This is a genomic window from Ruegeria sp. HKCCD7559 (assembly GCF_013110575.1).
Lineage (GTDB): Bacteria > Pseudomonadota > Alphaproteobacteria > Rhodobacterales > Rhodobacteraceae > Ruegeria.
The window spans coordinates 1,073,233-1,093,251 of record NZ_WVQU01000001.1 but is presented as its reverse complement, the minus strand read 5'-3'; the positions used below and the strand labels follow the sequence as shown (position 1 = coordinate 1,093,251).

At 57.6% G+C, this 20,019-nt stretch carries 21 protein-coding genes; 8 read left to right on the top strand and 13 right to left on the bottom strand.

Going from position 1 to position 20,019, the window contains the following annotated elements; genetic code table 11:
- Positions 1–118: 118 nt before the first annotated feature.
- The 3 genes from ligA (at position 119) to GS605_RS21175 (ending at position 4,693) form a co-directional block, all read left to right on the top strand.
- Positions 119–2,371 (top strand): NAD-dependent DNA ligase LigA, encoded by a 2,253-nt coding sequence (ligA, locus tag GS605_RS05495; RefSeq protein ID WP_171723309.1) that lies wholly within the window; start codon positions 119–121, stop codon positions 2,369–2,371.
- Positions 2,368–4,458 carry an ATP-dependent DNA helicase RecG gene (gene recG, locus GS605_RS05490; RefSeq protein WP_171723308.1) on the top strand — a complete coding sequence of 697 codons (2,091 nt, stop codon included), beginning with the start codon at positions 2,368–2,370 and terminating at the stop codon, positions 4,456–4,458. Before ligA ends, recG begins: the two co-directional genes overlap by 4 nt.
- 112 nt (positions 4,459–4,570) lie before the next feature.
- Positions 4,571–4,693, top strand: coding sequence for a hypothetical protein (locus tag GS605_RS21175; protein WP_256367496.1), 123 nt, complete (start codon positions 4,571–4,573; stop codon positions 4,691–4,693).
- Positions 4,694–4,876: 183 nt separating this feature from the next.
- Here GS605_RS21175 and GS605_RS05485 read toward each other — a convergent pair whose 3' ends face one another.
- Both GS605_RS05485 and GS605_RS05480 read right to left on the bottom strand, forming a co-directional pair.
- Positions 4,877–5,515, bottom strand: coding sequence for a MarC family protein (locus tag GS605_RS05485; RefSeq protein ID WP_171632566.1), 639 nt, complete (start codon positions 5,513–5,515; stop codon positions 4,877–4,879).
- 59 nt (positions 5,516–5,574) lie between these two features.
- Complete coding sequence (locus GS605_RS05480) at positions 5,575–6,027, bottom strand: iron-sulfur cluster assembly scaffold protein (RefSeq protein WP_171723307.1); 453 nt, start codon at positions 6,025–6,027, stop codon at positions 5,575–5,577.
- 48 nt (positions 6,028–6,075) lie between these two features.
- Here GS605_RS05480 and hisI point away from each other — a divergent pair, with 48 nt between their 5' ends.
- Positions 6,076–6,465, top strand: a complete 390-nt coding sequence (hisI, locus tag GS605_RS05475; protein WP_171632561.1) for a phosphoribosyl-AMP cyclohydrolase — start codon at positions 6,076–6,078, stop codon at positions 6,463–6,465.
- A 10-nt stretch (positions 6,466–6,475) separates the two neighbouring features.
- On the opposite strand, the gene gluQRS is transcribed toward hisI, so the two are convergent.
- The 4 genes from gluQRS to GS605_RS05455 all read right to left on the bottom strand — a co-directional run bounded on the left by gluQRS (position 6,476) and on the right by GS605_RS05455 (position 10,385).
- Positions 6,476–7,357 carry a tRNA glutamyl-Q(34) synthetase GluQRS gene (gene gluQRS / locus GS605_RS05470; RefSeq protein WP_171723306.1) on the bottom strand — a complete coding sequence of 294 codons (882 nt, stop codon included), beginning with the start codon at positions 7,355–7,357 and terminating at the stop codon, positions 6,476–6,478.
- Positions 7,354–7,968, bottom strand: coding sequence for a class I SAM-dependent methyltransferase (locus tag GS605_RS05465; protein ID WP_171723305.1), 615 nt, complete (start codon positions 7,966–7,968; stop codon positions 7,354–7,356). The genes gluQRS and GS605_RS05465 overlap by 4 nt, the downstream gene beginning before the upstream one ends.
- 37 nt (positions 7,969–8,005) lie before the next feature.
- Positions 8,006–9,346, bottom strand: a complete 1,341-nt coding sequence (gene trmFO / locus GS605_RS05460; RefSeq protein WP_171723304.1) for a methylenetetrahydrofolate--tRNA-(uracil(54)-C(5))-methyltransferase (FADH(2)-oxidizing) TrmFO — start codon at positions 9,344–9,346, stop codon at positions 8,006–8,008.
- Between the two features lie 253 nt (positions 9,347–9,599).
- Positions 9,600–10,385, bottom strand: a complete 786-nt coding sequence (locus GS605_RS05455; protein ID WP_171723303.1) for an enoyl-CoA hydratase — start codon at positions 10,383–10,385, stop codon at positions 9,600–9,602.
- A gap of 58 nt (positions 10,386–10,443) precedes the next feature.
- Between GS605_RS05455 and GS605_RS05450 the strand changes: the two genes are divergently transcribed.
- Positions 10,444–10,887, top strand: a complete 444-nt coding sequence (locus tag GS605_RS05450) for a PaaI family thioesterase (RefSeq protein ID WP_171723302.1) — start codon at positions 10,444–10,446, stop codon at positions 10,885–10,887.
- Between the two features lie 61 nt (positions 10,888–10,948).
- Here the strand turns inward: GS605_RS05450 and GS605_RS05445 are convergent, their stop codons facing one another.
- Positions 10,949–11,176, bottom strand: coding sequence for a DUF1127 domain-containing protein (locus GS605_RS05445; protein ID WP_171632546.1), 228 nt, complete (start codon positions 11,174–11,176; stop codon positions 10,949–10,951).
- A gap of 99 nt (positions 11,177–11,275) precedes the next feature.
- On the opposite strand from GS605_RS05445, the gene GS605_RS05440 reads away from it, so the two are divergent.
- Positions 11,276–12,679, top strand: coding sequence for a PLP-dependent aminotransferase family protein (locus tag GS605_RS05440; protein WP_171723301.1), 1,404 nt, complete (start codon positions 11,276–11,278; stop codon positions 12,677–12,679).
- Positions 12,680–12,682: 3 nt separating this feature from the next.
- Here GS605_RS05440 and GS605_RS05435 read toward each other — a convergent pair whose 3' ends face one another.
- Positions 12,683–13,048, bottom strand: a complete 366-nt coding sequence (locus tag GS605_RS05435; protein WP_171723300.1) for a nuclear transport factor 2 family protein — start codon at positions 13,046–13,048, stop codon at positions 12,683–12,685.
- Between the two features lie 243 nt (positions 13,049–13,291).
- On the opposite strand from GS605_RS05435, the gene rplM reads away from it, so the two are divergent.
- Together rplM and rpsI are read left to right on the top strand one after the other, a co-directional pair.
- Positions 13,292–13,750, top strand: coding sequence for a 50S ribosomal protein L13 (gene rplM, locus GS605_RS05430; RefSeq protein ID WP_152457950.1), 459 nt, complete (start codon positions 13,292–13,294; stop codon positions 13,748–13,750).
- Positions 13,751–13,756: 6 nt separating this feature from the next.
- Positions 13,757–14,242, top strand: coding sequence for a 30S ribosomal protein S9 (gene rpsI / locus GS605_RS05425; RefSeq protein WP_152457951.1), 486 nt, complete (start codon positions 13,757–13,759; stop codon positions 14,240–14,242).
- A gap of 70 nt (positions 14,243–14,312) precedes the next feature.
- On the opposite strand, the gene GS605_RS05420 is transcribed toward rpsI, so the two are convergent.
- Genes GS605_RS05420 through GS605_RS05400 form a run of 5 tightly spaced genes read right to left on the bottom strand, consistent with a single transcriptional unit; the run spans position 14,313 to position 20,019 of the window.
- Positions 14,313–15,473 (bottom strand): ABC transporter substrate-binding protein, encoded by a 1,161-nt coding sequence (locus tag GS605_RS05420; protein WP_152457952.1) that lies wholly within the window; start codon positions 15,471–15,473, stop codon positions 14,313–14,315.
- 25 nt (positions 15,474–15,498) lie between these two features.
- Entirely contained in the window at positions 15,499–17,385 is a 1,887-nt protein-coding gene (locus tag GS605_RS05415) for a long-chain fatty acid--CoA ligase (RefSeq protein WP_171723299.1), read from the bottom strand.
- Positions 17,386–17,390: 5 nt separating this feature from the next.
- Positions 17,391–18,164 (bottom strand): ABC transporter ATP-binding protein, encoded by a 774-nt coding sequence (locus GS605_RS05410; RefSeq protein ID WP_171723298.1) that lies wholly within the window; start codon positions 18,162–18,164, stop codon positions 17,391–17,393.
- Positions 18,161–18,925, bottom strand: coding sequence for an ABC transporter ATP-binding protein (locus GS605_RS05405; protein ID WP_171723297.1), 765 nt, complete (start codon positions 18,923–18,925; stop codon positions 18,161–18,163). The genes GS605_RS05410 and GS605_RS05405 overlap by 4 nt, the downstream gene beginning before the upstream one ends.
- Positions 18,922–20,019 (bottom strand): branched-chain amino acid ABC transporter permease, encoded by a 1,098-nt coding sequence (locus tag GS605_RS05400; protein ID WP_171723296.1) that lies wholly within the window; start codon positions 20,017–20,019, stop codon positions 18,922–18,924. Before GS605_RS05400 ends, GS605_RS05405 begins: the two co-directional genes overlap by 4 nt.

Sequence of the window (20,019 nt, the reverse complement as noted above, 5' to 3'; positions counted from 1 at the left end):
ACCACCCGTGCCGCCGGTGGTCCAGGGCGGCACTTTGCACTCACGGCTCAGCACGTCTGGACCTGGCCATGGCCTCGCCCTATCACTGAGGTCCAAGTACGCGTGACAGGGCGAGGCCATGAGCAACTTAATTTCCATATCCGAGCTGACGGAAGATGAGGCGCGTGCCGAGCTTGCACGTCTGGCCGAACTATTGTCGAAGGCAAACACGCTGTATCACACGGCTGATGCGCCTGACATGTCGGATGCCGACTATGACGCTCTCAAACGGCGCAATGCCGAGATAGAAGCGCGTTTCCCTCATCTCAAGCGTACCGACAGCCCGACGGATCAAGTGGGTGCAAAGCCTGCCGATGGTTTTTCGAAAGTCACGCACGCCGTGCGCATGATGTCGCTGGGCAACGCTTTCGATGATGACGACGTGGCCGATTTCGACAGGTCGATCCGGAAATACCTGGGCCTTGGGGCTGGTGAAAGTCTGGCCTACACCGCCGAACCCAAGATAGATGGCCTGTCGCTGTCATTGCGGTATGAAAACGGACAGCTTGTTCAGGCTGCCACGCGCGGAGATGGCGAAATCGGTGAAAACGTAACGGCCAATGCCCGCACGGTTTCCGATATCCCGCAGCACCTGAAAAACGCGCCAGAGGTTCTGGAAGTCAGGGGTGAGGTCTACATGTCTCACGCGGATTTCGAGGCGTTGAACGCGCGGCAGGCAGAGCGCGGCGGCAAACCCTTTGCCAATCCAAGAAACGCGGCGGCGGGGTCTTTGCGGCAACTGGATCCGGAAATCACGCGCTCGCGCCCGTTGCGTTTCTTTGCTTACGCCTGGGGAGAGGTTTCAGAGCCATTGTCCGACTCGCAGATAGGGGCGGTCGAGCGGTTGAAATCACTTGGATTTTCGACGAACCCCCTGACCCGCCTGTGCAAAACGACGCAAGAGATGCTGGAGCATTACCAGGATATCGAGGCGCAACGTTCCACCTTGGGCTATGACATCGACGGGGTTGTCTACAAGGTGAATGATCTATCGCTTCAGGCGCGTTTGGGGTTCCGCTCAACCACGCCGCGATGGGCGATCGCACACAAGTTCCCGGCCGAACTGGCCTGGACGAGGCTGGAGGCGATCGACATTCAGGTCGGTCGTACAGGCGCGCTTAGCCCGGTTGCACGGTTGCATCCGGTGACGGTGGGCGGTGTTGTTGTGTCCAACGCCACATTGCACAACGAAGACTATATCGCGGGACGCGATGCCAAGGGCGGCACGATCCGCGATGGCAAGGATATTCGTGTCGGTGACTGGGTTCAGGTATACCGCGCCGGGGATGTGATTCCGAAACTGTCAGATGTTGATCTGTCCAAGCGCCCGGCCGGTTCGCAGCCGTTTATCTTTCCGACGCGCTGTCCGGAATGTCAAAGCGAGGCGATCCGTGAAGAAGGTGATGCGGTCCGCCGCTGCACCGGTGGCTTGATTTGCCCCGCGCAGGCCGTTGAAAAACTGAAACATTTCGTCTCACGCAAGGCGTTTGACATAGAAGGCCTTGGTGCAAAACAGATCGAGATGTTCTATGATGATCCGATCCTTCCGATAAAGACTCCGGCGGATATCTTTACACTGGAGCAGCGTGACAGGACCAATCTGGCACGGCTGAAAAACCGGGATGGGTGGGGAGAAACCTCGGCCAGAAATCTGTTTGCCGCGATCGACGAAAAACGGACCATTCCGTTTGCGCGCCTGTTGTTCGCTTTGGGTATTCGACATGTCGGCGAGGTCGGAGCGCGCGATCTGGCGCTGTTTTACCGCGATTGGGAGACCATGACGCAAGCCCTGGACACTGCCCGCCCTGCGGCTTTGGCTCAGCGGCAAGCGGATGAGGCCGAGGATGCCGAACGGGCGGCCGCGCTGGCAGAAGGTCGTCGGGCACGTGTCAAGGAAGTGCGGGATGCGGCCATAACCGCGGCGCGTGTTCCGCCCGATGCCAATGCCGCCTGGGCTGAATTGATCGGAATAGACGGGATCGGCGCAACGCTGGGTCTGTCCCTGTCCGATGCGTTTTCGAACGTGGAAGAGAGGCGCGCGTTCGATACGTTGCGCAAGGAACTGACAATCGTCGCACCTGATGCGCCTGCCTCAGACAGCCCGGTGGCTGGCAAGACGGTTGTGTTCACCGGTACTCTGGAAAAGATGACTCGAGCCGAGGCAAAGGCACGGGCCGAGGCGTTGGGTGCCAAGGTTTCTGGTTCCGTCAGCAAGAAAACCGACATTCTGGTCGCCGGGCCCGGTGCGGGTTCGAAAGCCAGGAAAGCGGCAGAGCTGGGTATCGAAACTCTGGATGAGGATGGCTGGTTGCAGCTGATCGAAGGCGCATGAGCGGGAGGCCGGAACAGCTGTTCCCGCTGTTTGCGGGGCTTGAAACACTCGATGGCGTCGGCCCCAAGACCGCTCAGGTCCTGCAACAGGCCGGCGTTGAGAGCCCACGCGACGTTCTGTTCGGCCTGCCTTACGCGGTCGTCGACCGACGTCGACGTGAGACGATTCAGGGTGTCGATCTGCCTACGACGTTGACGGTCGAAGTAACGGTCGGCCCGCACAGGCCGCCTCGAAACAAGGGGGGCGCGTATCGGGTGCATGTCGAAGACAGCCAGGCCGATTTTCAGCTGGTTTTCTTTCACGCGCGCGGGGACTATCTGAAGAAAGTGCTGCCTCAGGGCGCGCGCCGCGTGATCTCGGGCAAGCTGGAGCTGTTCGATGGTATGGCTCAGATGGTGCATCCGGATCATATGTTGCCGGTCGAGCAAGCCAGTGAAATTCCGGAATTCGAACCGGTTTACCATCTGACACAGGGGCTGACTCAAAAGACGGCTTTCAAGGCTACCCGCAGCGCATTGGCGCGGGCGCCAGAGCTGGCGGAATGGATCGACCCGGCGCAGATGGCACAGCAAAACTGGCCGGATTGGATTTCGGCAATTCGTGCCGGCCACAATCCTCAGGGGGCTGATGATGTCTCACCATTTGCGCCCGCGCGTCAGCGTCTGGCCTATGACGAGCTGTTCGCGCATCAGATGACGCTTGCTCTGGCGCGTCAGCGAGAGCGGAAATCCCGTGGTGTCGTCAGCGTAGGGACAGGCGCGTTGCAATCCAGGGTGTTGGCCAGTCTTCCTTATCGTCCGACCAGCGCACAAAGCCGCGCAATCGAGGAAATCGCGGTCGATATGGCATCTGATTCCCGCATGAACCGATTGTTGCAGGGTGACGTGGGGGCCGGCAAGACATTGGTGGCCTTCATGGCCCTTCTGATTGCAGTCGAGGCCAAAGGGCAGGGCGTGATGATGGCCCCGACCGAGATACTCGCCCGCCAGCACCTGGAAGGGTTGCGCCCGTTGGCGGAAGAGGCCGGAGTGGTGCTGGAGCTGCTCACCGGGCGTGACAAGGGCGCAGAGCGGCGCGCCAAGCTTGAGGCTTTGAAAAATGGCAATATCCAAATTCTGGTCGGCACCCATGCCGTGTTTCAGAGTGATGTGGAATTCAAAGCGCTACGCTTGGCCATAGTTGATGAACAGCACCGGTTTGGCGTGCGCCAGAGGATGGAGTTGTCAGAAAAAGGGCAGGGCTCGGATGTATTGGTGATGACCGCCACCCCGATTCCACGCAGTCTGGCACTGGCGCAATATGGCGATATGGATGTGTCGGTGCTGGACGAAAAACCGCCGGGGCGCAAACCGATCAAGACAGCGATTGTCAGTACGCAGCGCATGGACGAGGTCGTGTCGCATCTGCGTCGGGCGATTGATGAGGGGCGGCAATGTTATTGGGTCTGCCCCTTGGTCGATGAATCAGAAGTTTCAGACCTGACGGCAGCTGAAGAACGGTTCAAACGCTTGTGTGCCATATTGGGCGAAGGTGTGGTCGGGCTGGTTCACGGGCAAATGCCGCCATCGGAAAAAGACGCGGCAATGTCCGCATTCCAGAACGGGGACACCAAGGTTCTTGTGGCCACGACCGTCATTGAAGTGGGGGTCAATGTGCCCAATGCCACGATCATGGTCATCGAACGGGCCGAAATCTTTGGTCTGGCCCAACTGCATCAATTGCGCGGCCGCGTGGGCCGGGGTGATGCGGAATCGACGTGTTTGCTTCTGTATCAGCCGCCGCTCAGCGAAGGGGGGCGCAAAAGGCTGGAGGTTCTGCGTGAAACCGAAGACGGGTTCCGTATCTCTGAAACCGATCTTGAGATGCGCGGTGCCGGGGATCTGATCGGAACTGCGCAGTCCGGTCTGCCAAAGTTCCGCATTGCGGACCTCGAGCGTCAGGCCGGATTGATGGCCGTGGCCCAATCCGATGCCCGGGCATTGCTGAATGCGGATCCCAAGCTGACCTCGGACCGGGGGCGCGCGGCGCGCGTACTTTTGTGGCTGATGAAGCAGGATCAGGCGATCCGTTTGATTTCAGTGGGTTAGGCAAAAAGTTCCAGAAAGTTCACAAATGTTCTCAAAAAGTTCTTTACCGACTCGGGTAAATATGAGAACAAAAGGTCAACAAAGGATTAAAGCTCTGACCGGAGGTGACCCTATGCTGACCCAGATCAAGACCGTATTCAGCCGCTCGCAATCGACGATCCTGCAGGATGCCGTGGGCGTGATGTCTCTGGTCGTGATCCTGATGGTCGCCTTGCACCTGCCGGTTGGCTTCTGAACCTTTCTGCCTGCGATCTCGTGCCGAAAGAACCGCGCTGTCATCCCCATTTCAGTCAAGGGTGACCTGCCTGTCCCAAACCCCTTGAGGGGCCTTGCCTCGGCCCCGTGCGGTAATCCGGACCCCACGCGAGACACGCAATGCCTGCCGCCGCCCTTTCGCCCGGAAGGTGCGGCGGTTTTTTTACAACTGGCCGGTTTTGAAAATCTCAAGCAATGCGGACAGAACCGAATTGACCGCGACCGAGGCCAGGATCATCCCCATGATACGGCTGATGATCGCTGCTCCTGAATGGCCAATCAGGCGGATGATCGGTTCGGCCAGAAGCATGAGAACAAAGGCGACTACCAAAACCGACAGCATGACCAATGCGGTAATCCCCTGATCGGCTGCACTGTATCTATGGTTGTCCGTCAGGATCACCACTGCAAGCATCGCGCCGGGCGAGGCCAGAGATGGAACAGCAAGAGGAAATATCGCGGGATTCTGCTTGTGATACTTATCTTCCTGATCCTCTTCGGCCTGACGCTGTTCTATGTCTTGTTTGCTTTCACCAAAGATCATAGTCAGAGCGAACAGAAACAGGATGATGCCGCCTGCGACCTGAAATGAATTCAGTCCTATATCCAGCGCCTCGATCAGCAATTGCCCAAACACGAGAAAGAACAAAAGGACACCGGCGCTTATCAATGACGCCAACAGCGCTGTTTTGCGACGGGCGGCGGCCTCTAGCCCCGCAGTGACGGCAATAAAAACGGGAATAGTTCCAATCGGGTCAATCACGACCCAAAGAGTGACAAAATGCTCGAGTAGATTTTCCAAAACCCATCCCTCCTTAAATTTAAGCGGAAGGTAAACGGGTTTACATCAAATAGCTATGATCAGGCGCAATCTGCCTGCTCGGCCTGCGCCATGGCTTCGACGGCGGCATCCAGCACCAGCAGGATTGAAGCGTGGCGGTTCTTGTAGTCCCGCGCCGGCATCAAGACCTCAAGACCGTCAAACGGCGCATCCGGGGCGGGGCCATCCTTTTTTAACATGGCCGCAAGCTGATCGCGCGCTGCTTCGACTTGCGCGCGCGTGGCACCAATGATCGCGTCGCCAACCACCGAAGCAGAGGCCTGTCCCAGCGCGCAGGCTTTGACGTCCTGCCCGAAGGCGCTGACACGTCCATCCTGAACCTTCAGATCAACCGTCACGGTAGAGCCGCAAAGAGGCGAGCGTTTCTTGACCGTTGCATCCGGGTTTTCCAGCCGATCCAGATGCGGGATGTCCGCCGCCAACGCCAGAATGCGTCCGGAATACAGCTTGATCAGGTCGTTCTCGCCGCTCATGGCTTTCCCTCGTCGTGTGTTCCTCATACATAGTGGCCAGCCCAACGGATGCAAAAGGTTTTTGTCATGTCTCACCCCGTCGCGTTTGATCCATCGACTCTGAAATATAACGAGGCGGGACTGATTCCGGCAATTGCGCAGGATGAGGTGTCGGGCGAAGTTCTGATGATGGCATGGATGAACGCTCAGGCCGTTGAAAAGACACTGGAAACGGGCAGGGTGACCTATTGGTCGCGCTCGCGTCAGTCTTTCTGGATCAAGGGTGAAACCTCGGGCCATGTGCAGGAACTGGTGGATTTCCGCATCGACTGTGACCGCGATTGCCTGTTGGTTCTGGTGCGTCAAACCGGTGCTGCCTGTCACACCAACCGCCGGACGTGCTTTTATACTGCGGTGCGGGACGGGGCCGAGACCGAACTGATGGCCCCGATGGCGTAACCGAGACAGATCAAAGCCCCACTATTTGCCGGATGTCTGCCGGGCTGGCACCATCGGCCCGGAATTTCGCGATGGCACGCGCATCGTCACGTTTCGCCAGTCGTTTGCCGGCATTGTCGCGGATCAGATCGTGGTGGTAATACGCAGGCGTCGGCAAATCCAACAGCACCTGAAGCAGCACATGGATGCGGGTGGCTTCGAACAGATCCTGACCTCGGACCACATGGGTGATCCCCTGGGCCGCGTCGTCAAGAACGACGGACAAATGGTAGGACGTGCCCATGTCGCGGCGAGCCAGAACGATATCGCCGACACTGGTTTCCATCTCATCCGGGGTAAAAGAAATTGTTCCTGTTTCGCCACCGGGGCCGGAGCCCAGTTCCAAGAATTGGAGTCTGGCCGGATCGTGGATTGTTTGACAGGCCTTGGCAATATCCAGTCGCAAAACTTTGTCCCTTGGGTGAGGGTTTTGACTTAAGTCTATGCCCTGGTTAATTTTTCGACACGTTCCGGGATAGATAATTCCGTCAGGACCAAGCAATGGCGCGCCTTCCTGGGGGGCGCTTGCGGCGGCGGAAATATCTTTGCGATTGCACAGGCAGGGATACAGAAGACCCTTCATCCACAACCGCTCCAACGCGCGATCATAGATACTCAGCCGATCTGATTGACGCAGCACCGGTTCCGGCCATGTCAGCCCCAACCAATTGAGGTCATCATAGATCTGATCCTCCCAATGCGGACGCGAGCGGGACCGATCGATATCTTCGATGCGAAGCAAGAACCGACCGTGTTCGGATCTGGCCATGTCGCTGGCGATCATCGCAGAATACGCGTGCCCAAGGTGAAGCGGGCCAGTCGGGGATGGCGCGAAACGCGTTACGAAAGTCACGCTTTTTCTAACACATACACGTCAGAGTTAAGGTTGATGCCGGGTAAGTGCGGCCCGTGTTCACGAAGTAGCAAACGTGCGGCACCCATGTCGACCCAATCCGTCAGTCGGCAGGTGAATTTGTGATCTTTCAGCGCATGGTCGTTCAGGGAAAACGCCAGCAACCCACCTTTGGGCAAGGCGTGCATCAACTGGTCGAATGTCTCGGGCGGGGCTGCGCCCTGACCGATGACACCGATGGCGGTGATCACCGAATACGCACCGCGCCTGAGCGGAGCCGGTTTGGTGATGTCAAACCCGGTCAGGGTTCTGTAAACACTCTTGGCCGCTGCCTCTTCCAGCATTTTGGGGGTGGGGTCGATACCATCGATGACCTCAAATCCCGCCGCCCGCAAGGCGAGACCGGAAAGCCCCGTTCCGCAGCCGAAGTCCAGAATCGGCGTTTGGGGGTGAGGGTGGAATTGCCACAAAGCCGCGGCCACCCGTCCCGGGGTTGCATATCCCTGTTCCGCGACCTCTTTTTCGTAGGTCGCCGCCCAGTTCTGATAATGCGTTTCAGTGTCTTCAGGCGTGTCGAGATTGTAGGTGTTGTCCAGGAACTTGTCGCTCATCCCGTCATGCTAGGCCGAGATCACGCCGCGCGTCCAGTCAGCATTGATCCAACCAGATTTGCCATTCAGCCTTGGCACGATCGGTATAGGCCTTGTACCGGTCCTTTCGGCCGCGCCGCCCGCCTTTCAGGCCGTCCACGGGGCGGAACAGGCCAAAGTTTACGTTCATCGGCTGAAACGTCTTGGCTTCGGCCCCGCCGGTAATGTGATGGATCAACGCACCCATTGCACTGTCTTTGGGCACTTCGGGCAAGTCACGCCCCTGTATTTCCGAGGCGGCCATGCGACCGGCAAGCAATCCCATTGCGGCACTTTCAACATAGCCTTCGACGCCCGTAATCTGCCCGGCAAAGCGGATGTTGGGCTTGGACTTCAAGCGCATCTGTGCATCGAGCAGGGTAGGAGAGTTGATGAATGTGTTGCGGTGGATGCCGCCCAGCCGGGCAAAGCTGGCGTTTTCCAGGCCGGGGATCATGCGGAACACGTCGGTCTGGGCGCCGTATTTCATCTTGGTCTGAAACCCCACGATGTTGAACAATGTGCCCAATGCGTTATCGCGCCGCAACTGAACCACGGCATGGGGTTTGACGTCAGGCGCATGGGGGTTTGTCAGCCCAACAGGCTTCATCGGACCATGGCGCAGTGTCTCACGCCCGCGTTCGGCCATGACTTCAATGGGAAGGCAGCCATCAAAATAGCCTGCGGTCTCACCTTCGTGAAACTCGGTTTTTTCCGCTGCCAAAAGGGCGTCGATGAAAGCCTCGTACTGATCACGGTCCATCGGGCAGTTCAGGTATGCCGTGCGTTCTTCCTCGGTTTCGCCTTTGTCATATCGGGATTGCATCCACGCTTTGCTCATGTCGATGCTGTCGGCATAGACAATGGGCGCGATTGCATCGAAGAAGGCCAGCGCGTCCGATCCCGTTTCCGCCCGGATGGCTTCCCCCAATGCGGGTGAGGTCAACGGGCCGGTCGCAAATATCCAATGGCCGTCATCAGGCAGCGAGGTGACTTCCTGATCGGTGACGCTCACTCGTGGGTGGGCGCGGAGTTTTGCGGTGACCGTTTCGGCAAACGGGTCGCGATCCACGGCCAGCGCCCCCCCGGCAGGAAGCCTGTGTGCGTCGGCGGTTGTCATGATCAGCCCATTGGCTGCTCGCATTTCCCAGTGCAGCAGACCGACAGCATTCTGTTCATCATCATCCGATCGGAACGAGTTCGAACACACCATTTCCGCCAGGTTTCCTGTCTGATGTGCGAAGGTGCCAACGGTGGGACGCATTTCATGAATGATCACGTCAACGCCCATTTCAGCGGCTTGCCAGGCCGCTTCGGACCCGGCCATTCCACCGCCGACGATATGCAAAACTTGAGTCATGTGCAGCCACATAGGGCACCGCACACACAGGCGCAACTGCCGTATTGTATCTGACTGATTTGCTGGAGGGGTCTTGGGGTCGCCGTTGCGGGAATGTCAGCGCTGGTGAGAGAGACCAGCTGGAGGGACCTTCCGCCCACGGCGACCCAAAAGTGTCTTGAGGCCTTGGCCTCGACCCAGCTTTGCCACAGAGTTGCCCTTTTGAAAAGTGCAAAAATGAAGACAGTGGCAAAAAATGTTCAAAACAATTGCGTCATTGGGTCCAATTCGGGGGGCGCTTTTCAATAAAGGCGGAAATGCCTTCTTCTGTATCGCGGTACAACATATTCTGCGCCATTGCGTCTCCGGTATAGGCATAAGCCTGATCCAAAGGCATTTGCAGCTGTTGATAGAACGCTTCCTTGCCGATCTTCACGGCCATGCCAAGCTTGGATGCGACCAGTTCCGCAAGCCCGTTGGCTTCTTGTTCCAGCAGCGATTCAGGAACGACGCGATTTACCAGCCCCAATTCGGCGGCGCGCTCTGCTGAAATGAAATCGCCGGTGGTCAGCATTTCAAATGCCTGCTTTCTGGGGATGTTGCGGCTGAGAGCAACCATCGGCGTGGAACAGAACAGGCCGATATTGACCCCGTTGACGCCAAACCGCGTTCCTTTTGCGGCCACCGCCATATCGCAGGTTGCAACCAGTTGACATCCGGCGGCGGTCGCAATGCCATGGACTTGCGCGATAACGGGTTGCGGCAGGGACTGGATCGACATCATCATCTGGGCGCAACGGGAAAAGAGATCTTGAAAGTAGGCCTTGCCACCATCTTCGGATTGGCGTCCGGCCGTCATCTGCTTCAGGTCGTGCCCGGCGCAAAACGCCTTTCCTGCCCCCGACAGGACCACGGCCCGGATCGAGCTGTCGTCGCGCAGTGAATCAAGTTCGGCTTGCAGTGCAGCCAGCATCTCATCACTTAATGCGTTCAGCCGGTCCGGGGCGTTCAGTGTCAGCCGTGCCACCGCGCCCGTGTCGTAACGTTCCAGAATTGCCATCTTGCCCTCCATTCCCAAGTTGGGCCAACTCTAGGTCGGCAAGAGCAGGAGGGGAAGTATGGCTTTGGCAATGAACCGGGACGAACTGTCACAATACCTCAAACGGGTGTTCCCGCAGGTGCACAAGGATTTCGTCGTTGAAGATTTGACCGAAGATACGATCACCATGCGCCTAGTGGTTCAGGATCAACATCTGCGCCCCGGGGGCACGGTTTCCGGCCCGTCGATGTTCGGGCTTGCCGATGTCAGTGTCTATGCGATGGTTTTGGCACGGAAAGGGCGCCAGTCACTGGCTGTTACCACCAACAGTTCTTTTGATTTCCTGCGCAAGCCGGAAGGCGGCGCCGATATGATTGCGGCCTGTCGTTTGTTGAAGCTGGGAAAAACACTGGCCGTTGGGGATGTGCTTTTATACTCGGAAGGCAGTGATCTTCCGGTTGCACGGGCAACGATGACCTATTCCCTTCCACCAGCAGGGTCCGCTGCCGCGAATTTCGGATAAAAAAGGCCGGGGACAGGCCCCGGCCCAGGAAGAGGTCCCAATAATTGGGACTGGGGATCAGTCAGGGCTGCCAGAAAAAGCGCTTTGTTTCCCAGCCAGCCTGATGGCGAGTCAGCCCGACGTCCTGAAGCAGACGGTCATCCAGATAGCTCAGATTGACGCGACTGCGGCGACGGCGTTCCCATTGAGTGACCGCCGCCGCAAACCGCACGGCCAGAGCCGCGAGCAGAGGCAGCCGTGGGCTGTCGTTCAGCAGCAGAAGGGCGGGGGTGTGCATTGTGCGTGTCATCTCGGAATTCCTTTCAAATTGTATTGACACAAAACAGTGTTGCTTGGTACATAAATTTGATACATTCGAAATTGTGTCAAAGGCAAAGGAAGAATTGTAATGGATACAATTTGGCCGGACGCTCTGCCAAAATCCAAGGGTCCGAAATACACATTGGTTGCTGACGCAATAAGAAAAGCTATTGGTGACAGGAAATTAGATGTTGGCGCCAAGCTTCCGCCGGTTCGTGAGCTGGCGTATCGCCTGCAAATCACACCTGGTACAGTCGCACGTGCCTATACGATCCTGACCGACGAGGGCTTGCTCCACGCCGAGGTTGGGCGTGGTACATTTGTGGCCCCGCCGAAATCACCGATTCTGGATGATGTCTGGGCCAGGCAACTGCATCTGAGGGAAGACAAGTACAACGCCAATGTCAGCCTGTTCAGCCCGCGTTTGCCGGATGCGGGGCAGGTCGCGCTTATCCGGGAATGCCTGCAAAAAGTTTCGCAAGCTGATCCCGGCCTGTTTCTGAATTACCCCACGCGGGACGCGTATATACCCATGAGGCAATCGGTCGTGGATTGGCTGTCGGATTTGCCGCTGGGCCCGCTGACCCATGACGACATAGTCTTGACCCATGGCGGGCAGAACGGATTGTGTCTGGTGTTCCAGACCATCCTGCGCGGACCCAAACCAATCGTGTTGGTTGAAGACCTCTCTTACGCCGGGTTTCGTCGGGCCGGAGAGTTGATGCGCGCCGAAGTCATTGGCGTCAAGATGGACAAATGGGGCATCGATCCGGTGTCGATGGAGCATGTATTGCGGCAAACCAATGCTCAGGCCGTTTGCGTCTCGCCAGAAGTTCAGAACCCCACCGGCATCCACACGCCGCTGGAACGCAGGAAAGAGATCGTGGACGTCGCCCGGCGCTTCGACCTTCAGATCGTGGAAGACGATTGCTATCGCATGGGAGAGGCGCGTGAACCCAGTTACCGCGCGCTTGCCCCCGAGCGGGGCTGGCACGTGTCGTCCATTTCAAAGATACTCACACCCGCTTTGCGCGTTGGCTTTGCCATTGCCCCAAAGGATCGCAGCGTCGATCTGCGCCGATCCGCCGAATATGGGTATTTTGGCCTGGCTCAACCCTTGGCCGAACTGACCCGGCTGCTGCTGTCGGATCCGCGTACCCGCCAAATTGCACAGGATGTGCGCAAACGGATGGGCGATTATGTTCGGATCACCGTCAACGCGCTGGGTGGGTTCGATCTGAACTGGGCACCGGATGTGCCTTTTGTCTGGCTGAACCTGCCATCGGGGTGGCGGTCTGCCGCGTTCAGCCGCGCGGCAGAGCGGGAAGGCATTCAGCTCAGATCAGCGGATGAGTTTGCCCTGCGCGACGGGCGCGCTCCAAACGCAGTGCGCATCGCAATGAATGGTCACGTTTCGTTGGAACGGTTCGAGGACGCAATGCTGAGGTTGCGCGCTTTGCTGGACAATCCGCCTGAACAGATCAGCGTCTAGCATTCAACTCAGCGGCGGCGGGTCGCCAAAGAATCCGGCCAGATGGGCAATTTTTCCGTCCTCGTCCAATCGAATGAAATCATGCCCGGCCACCATGATTGCGCCGTTCGGGGCCACCATATGCCAAGTGAAGTGGACGACATCATGGTGCGACACAGGGCTGCTGGTGATTTCGACACGCCCATTCGAATTCAAAAGGACTTCGCCGATATGTGTACTCAACTGCTCACGGCCTGAAACATCGGCTGTCGGATCCACGTACCGACCGTTTTCCGCAAAGCACTGGTTCAGAAGCGCAAGCCGTTTTTCGGCGGACTTTTCCTGCCAGACCGCGCCATAGTTTTCAATCGTGCGCATCAAATCCTGCATTCGACCCTCCGTGGTTGGGCATGATCAATTCCAACCGAGTGTATCAGAGTGTCGAAATTGGGGCGATCTCGGTGCTGAAAGCGTGGGGTAAAATAATACCTATTTAACAAGCCATTGTTTTAAAACGTTTTAAATGGCGTTTGGTCGCTTGACGTGGCGGTCATGGGTGTCTAGATACGCATCCATCGAATTCGGGCCGCCTCGCTTGGGGCGGTCTTTCACATCAAACAGGACTATCCTGCCATGAAAACCTTTTCTGCAACACCTGCAGACATCGACAAGAAATGGATCCTGATCGACGCCGAGGGCGTTGTTCTGGGCCGTCTTGCGTCGATCGTCGCCATGCGTCTGCGTGGCAAGCACAAAGCGTCGTTCACCCCGAACATGGACATGGGCGACAACGTCATCGTGATCAACGCTGACAAGATCCAGATGACCGGCAAGAAGCGCGAAGAAAACTTCTACTGGCACACTGGCCACCCGGGCGGCATCAAGTCGCGCACCAAACAGCAGATCCTTGAGGGCGCACACCCCGAGCGCGTCGTGACCCAGGCGGTCAAGCGCATGCTGCCGGGCAACCGCCTGTCGCGCAAGCAGATGACCAACCTGCGCGTTTATGCCGGTGCCGAGCATCCCCACGAGGCGCAAGCGCCCGAAGTTCTGGACGTCAAGTCCATGAACAAGAAAAACACCCGGAGCTAATGACCGATGGCTGATCAGATCAATACTCTCGAAGAGCTGAGCGCCGTCGCAGGCGTTGAAACCGTGGCCGAAGAAGTCATCGTGCGTGAACCCGTACGTGACGAGCTGGGCCGTTCGTACGCCACCGGCAAGCGTAAAGACGCTGTTGCCCGCGTTTGGATCAAGCCGGGTTCCGGCAAGGTCACCGTGAACGGCAAAGACCAAGACGTCTATTTTGCACGCCCCGTTCTGCAACTGATCCTGCGCCAGCCGTTTCAGGTTGCTGGTGTCGAAGGCGAGTTCGACGTTGTCGCCACTGTCAAAGGTGGTGGCCTGACCGGTCAGGCCGGTGCGGTCAAGCATGGCATCTCGAAAGCGCTGCAACTGTACGATCCCAACCTGCGCGGCGCTCTGAAAGCTGCTGGCTTCCTGACCCGCGACAGCCGCGTTGTGGAACGTAAGAAATTCGGTAAGCGCAAAGCCCGCCGTTCGTTCCAGTTCTCCAAGCGTTAATTCGCCGGGAAAACCCAACAAAGAAAGGGCTCGCAATTGCGAGCCCTTTTGCATTGTGTTGCGGGAAATTTTATTCTTCGTAGACGAGCTTCCACGCACCGTTTTCAACGACATTGACGAACACGGTATCCGCGCCCTGATGGTCGTCAGGACCATAGGTGATGTGATTGCCGACCAGATCGTCCTGATAGTCCAGTGACTCCATCGCTTCGATAAAGCTGTCATGGGTCAGGTCAGGGCCCGCGGCTTCAAGCGCTTTGACCATCATTTCGGCAGCGGAATAGCCCAACATGGCAAATCCAACCGGATCTTCGCCGGTCGCGGCCTTGTATTCTTCGATAAATGCAGCCGGGGCAGGTTGATCCGCACGCGCCCAAAGATCCTGCCACGAGGCTGCTGCATAGAACCCGTCAGTCACTCCACCGGGAACCTGTGCCACGACTGTCAGGAAACTGGCCGAAGTCCCAAGGAACTTCATGTCCGTCAGGCCCATCTTCTTGGCCGTGCCTACTACGGTGATCGCCTGACGCACCCCAAGCGCCATGGTGACGATATCGCAGCCTTCTTCCTTGAGCTTGCTGAGCGACCCGACAAAATCCGTCTCATCCGGTTTGTGGGTTGTTTCAGATCCAAAAGCGATCCCGGCTTCTTCGGCACCGGCCTTGCTGCCTTCAAGAATTTCCTCGCCAAAATCTGTTGGCAGATACATGGTGCAGACCGTCTTTGATCCAAATTCTCCGGCCAGGTATTTCACACCGACACGCGCCTGATCATAGTAGGTCGAGAAAGACGTGAACTTGTTTCGCATCGGCTCTTGCAACATCTGACGCGCAGCGGTCAGAGGTGCCACGTTGGGAATTCCCTTGGGATCCAACAGCTTGAACCCAGCCATGTTCATCGGCGTGCCAAGCGATTGCAGCATGGCGAACACCTTGTCGCGGTTCAGCAGTTTGTTGTAGCCCTGCATCGCACGCGGCATCTGGTATCCGTTGTCCTCGACCACATAGCGGATTTTGCGCCCGTGTATGCCACCGGCTTCGTTCACCCGGTCGAATACCACGTTGGCACCTTTGGTCGCCGGGACACCCACCGCGGCGAAGATGCCGCTCAGGTCGTTGACGGACCCGATGACAATCTCATCATCCGTCACGCCCTGCGTCTGAGCCCAACCGATGCTTGCCGAGGCGGTCAACGCTGTGGCGGCGGCCAGCCATTTGAATGACTTCTTCATCTTTCTCCTCCCGAAAACTCTTTGGCTAAGTGTACATGTCTTCAATCAGATGTCCGTGTTTCTTTTCGACCAGGCCGCGTTTCAGCTTCATCGTAGCGGTAAGCTCGTCATCCTCGGCGGTCAGCAGAACGTCGATCAGGCGAAAATCCTTGATCTGCTCGACCCGTGCGAATTCCTTGTTCACTGCGGCCACTTCGGCGCCGATCAACTCCTTGACTTCGGCCGCGGCGCAAAGCGAGGTAAAGTTCGAAAAAGGGATTTTCTGGTCCTGCGCATATTTCTCGACATTTTCCTGATCGATCATGATCAGCGCCGTGAGGTATTTGCGCCGGTCGCCGATGATCACCGCGTCCGAGATGTAATGGCTGAACTTCAGCCGGCTTTCGATTTCGGCCGGGGTGATGTTCTTGCCACCGGCGGTGATGATGATGTCTTTCAACCTGCCGGTGATGGTAACGTACCCGTCCTTGTCGATACGCCCCATATCGCCGGTGCGCAGCCAGCCGTCGGCGGTAAAGCTTTCCGCTGTCTTTGCGTTGTTGCGCCAATAGCCCTGAAAGATGTTCATGCCTTTGAGTTGAATTTCACCTTCGTCCGAGATGCGGATATCGCACCCCGGGACGACCTTGCCGATGGTTCCGATCTTGTTGCTTTCCACGGTGTTGAGTGTTGCAAGGCCGGACGTTTCGGTCATGCCGAAGCCCTCGACGATCGGCACGCCGATGGCCCAGTACCATTTCAACAAATCCGCCGAGATAGGCGCAGCACCCGTGCCACCCCGGCGCAGTTTGTCCAAACCGAGCATCCGGCGCAGATTTTTCAGAACCAACTGATCCCAAAACCAGAACCGGGCCGCGATGGCGGCGGGAACGGGTTTTCCCGAACTCACATAATCGGCCCGCCGTGCGCCGGCCTTCAGGGCAAGACCGTATGCCATTCGACCCAACGGCGTTGCATCCTGCGCCAGGATTTGCACATGCGCATAGATCTTTTCCCAGACTCTCGGCACCGCCGTGAAGGTCGAAGGCGAGACCTCTTGCAGATTTGCAAAGACCGTCTCGGGGCTTTCCGCGAAATTCACCGTGCAGCGGGCGGCCAGCGGGAAATAGACAGATACGTCGCGTTCCAGGATATGGCAGAGGGGCAGGAAACACAGTTGTTCGTCACTGGCCTGCATCGGCAATGACCAGGCACCGGCCTCAATGCCGGCCAGGATGTTTTCATGGCTCAACATCGCACCCTTGGGCTGGCCCGTGGTGCCGGATGTGTAAACCAGCAATGCTGTGTCCTGAGGTTTGGCCAATGCGATTTCGGCTTCGAACCGTCCCGGATCTTCCTGTTCGGCCTGCTGGCCCAAAGCGTAAAGATCGTCGATCATCATGCAGCGCGGATGGGTCAGGTCGTGCAAGCCTTCGTCTTCCAGAATGATCACCTTGATCAGATCCGGAACTTGATTTTCGACTTCCAGAAATTTGTCCAGATGCTCTTCGTCCTCGACGATGAGGAACTTGCTGCCACTGTCGTTGACCAGATATTGCAGTTGATTGGCCGAATCCGTGGTGTAGACGCCAGAAGAAATGCCCCCGACGCACTGAATGCCCATATCGAACCACATCCATTCCTTGCGGTCCTCGGACAGGATCGAAACAACGTCACCGCGTTCCAGGCCCAGCTTGCGCAGGGCAAGCCCGATCCACTTGGCGCGCTGCCAGTAGTCGGCCCAGGAATATGACTTCCAGATGCCCAAATCCTTTTCGCGATGGGCTGTACGATCCCCCAGTTCCGCGCAACGGTGTTGAAACAGCATGCTGATGGTGGTGCACCCATCCACGCGCAACGGGCGTTGTCCGGGGGTTGCATTCAGTTCAACGCCGTTGATCTTGACCTGCGAGGCGAGGGGCGTGGCATCCATCTTGCTTACCTCCACGTCTTCTTGCGTTTCCAACGGCGGCTTTCGCGTGCGCCTTCTTCCTGCACGCCAAGATAGAAGTTCTGGATGTCTTCGGATTTCAGCAACGTATCCGCAGCACCGTCCATGACGATGCGGCCTACCTCCATCACGTATCCATGATGCGCCAGCCGCAACGCCGCATTGGCGTTCTGTTCGACCAGAAGCATCGTCATATGCTGTTCTTCGTTCAGACGTTTCAGAATGGCGAATATTTCCTGCACCAAAAGCGGTGACAGACCCAGTGACGGCTCATCCAGCAGCATGATGCGGGGACGGGCCATCAGCCCCCGTCCGATTGCCAGCATCTGTTGCTGCCCGCCCGAAAGGGTACCGGCCTCTTGCGTGCGACGATCTTTGAGAACGGGAAAGTAACTGAAAACAAGCTCGCGATCCTGGTCGATCTGCACTTTGTCCGTTCGGGTATACGCGCCGAGGCTCAGGTTTTCATCGACGGTGAGCAGAGGAAACACCTCGCGCCCTTCGGGTACATGCACGATCCCGCGCTGGACGACGGTATGCGGCTCGGCCCCCTGAATGTCGTCTCCATCAAAGGTGACCGTGCCTTTTTCCGGGTCCATCACCCCCGAGACGGTTTTCATCAACGTCGTCTTGCCGGCACCGTTTGCGCCAAGGATCGAAACAATCGTACCTTCGTGAACGTCCAGCGAAACACCGCGAATGGCCATGATCGGGCCATAAAAGCTTTCGACATTTCGGATTTTCAGGATTGGCGCGCTCATGAAGCCTTCCCAAGATAGGCTTCGATCACTGCCGGGTGCGATTGAACTTCGGCCGGGGTCCCAAGCGCCAGTTTTGCGCCGTCTGCCATGGCCAGAACCCGGTCTGACACGCCCGAGACCAGGCCCATGTCATGTTCTACCATCAAAACGGTGATGCCCATCTGCCGTCGGATATCATCGATCCACCAACGCATGTCCGTTGTTTCTTCCACGGACAACCCCGAGGCCGGCTCATCCAGCAGCAAGAGTTTTGGGTCAGTTGCCAAAGCCCGTGCAACTTCGACCACTTTGCGCACGCCGTAGGGCAGCCCCGATATCATCTTGTCGCGATAGGCTTGCAGGTCGAGAAAGTCGATGATCCGTTCCACTTTCTCGCGGTTTTCCAGTTCCTGTCGCTTTGCCGACGGGGCGAAAACAACCTCGGAAATCAGGTTTGTCCTGCGGTGGCGGTGGCGTCCGACCAGCAGGTTTTGCAGGACGGTTGCGTGTTCGAACAACTCGATGTTCTGAAATGTCCGCGCCACGCCATAGGCGGCGACACCGGACGGTTTGACCCGAAGCAGATCATGACCGTCATACCGGATCGCCCCGTCAATAGGATCGTAGAACCGGGAAATCAGGTTGAAAACAGTGGACTTGCCCGCACCGTTTGGGCCGACGATGGCAAAGACTTCACCCTCCCGAACGTCGAATGACAGGTTATCCACCGCCGTCAGGCCGCCGAACTTGAGGGTGACATTTTCGAACTCCAGCAAGCTCATCTCAGACGCTCCGTCTTGAGATAGGATTTCTGCCGTTTGAACATGTCTTTTCGATAGAAGGGGAACAGCTCGAACCAGGTGCGGATTTTCAGCCAGCGGCCATAGATGCCCATGGGTTCGAACAGGATGAAAGCGATCAGGATCATGCCGAAGATGCCGAACTCCAACCCCGGAATGGCGACTGTATTGCCGCCGAACAGGGCGCCGGCATATTCTTTTGAGATCGACAGAAACTGCGGCAGGAACCCGATCACGATCGCGCCCAGAAACGCGCCGTGGATCGACCCCAGCCCGCCGATGACGATCATCATAAGCAGTTGGATCGAGATCAGAACACTGAAGGTTTCGTTGTTAAACGCTCCGGCGAACAATCCCATCAGCGCCCCGGCCCAGCCCGTCACCGCGCAGGACAACGCGAAAGAGATCATCTTTGTCCGCGCGATGTCGATGCCCATCGCCTGGGCCGAAACCTCAGAGTCGCGCACCGCGATGAAGCTGCGCCCCAAAGGCGCGCGCAGCAGGTTGATATATCCCAGTGTGACCAGAACGGCGACGGTCAGGACCAGCCAGAAAAACTGATCGGGCGTTCCCCAGCGGTCTACCAGATGGCCGAAGATTTCGACCCCGCCGACGTACTTGCCCGCAACACCGCCGGTGATGGGTTCGGACAGAACGATGATGTCGTCCATCAGGATAGAAAGCGCCATGGTGAAGATGGCCAGATAGATGCCATGCAGGCGCAGGGCAGGGATCGCGACCGTCACGCCCGCTATCCCGGTCAGAATGCCCGCCAGCGGGAAAGCAACCAGAAAGGGCACCCCGGCTTCTATCAGGGCGACGTTGGCATAGCAGCCAAAGGCCAGAAAGGCCGCGTGGCCCAGACTGACTTGCCCTGTATGTCCGGTCAGGATCATCAGGCCCAACCCGGCAATGGCCCAGATCAGGACGTTGGTCAGTTCACCCAGATAGAACTCGTCCAGCCACCAGGGGGCTGCGGCAACAACCGTCAGAAGGATCAGATACAGGACAAGCTGATAGCGGTCTTTCCACGGGCGGATATCCTGCATGTAGTTGGTTTTGAAGACGATCCGCAT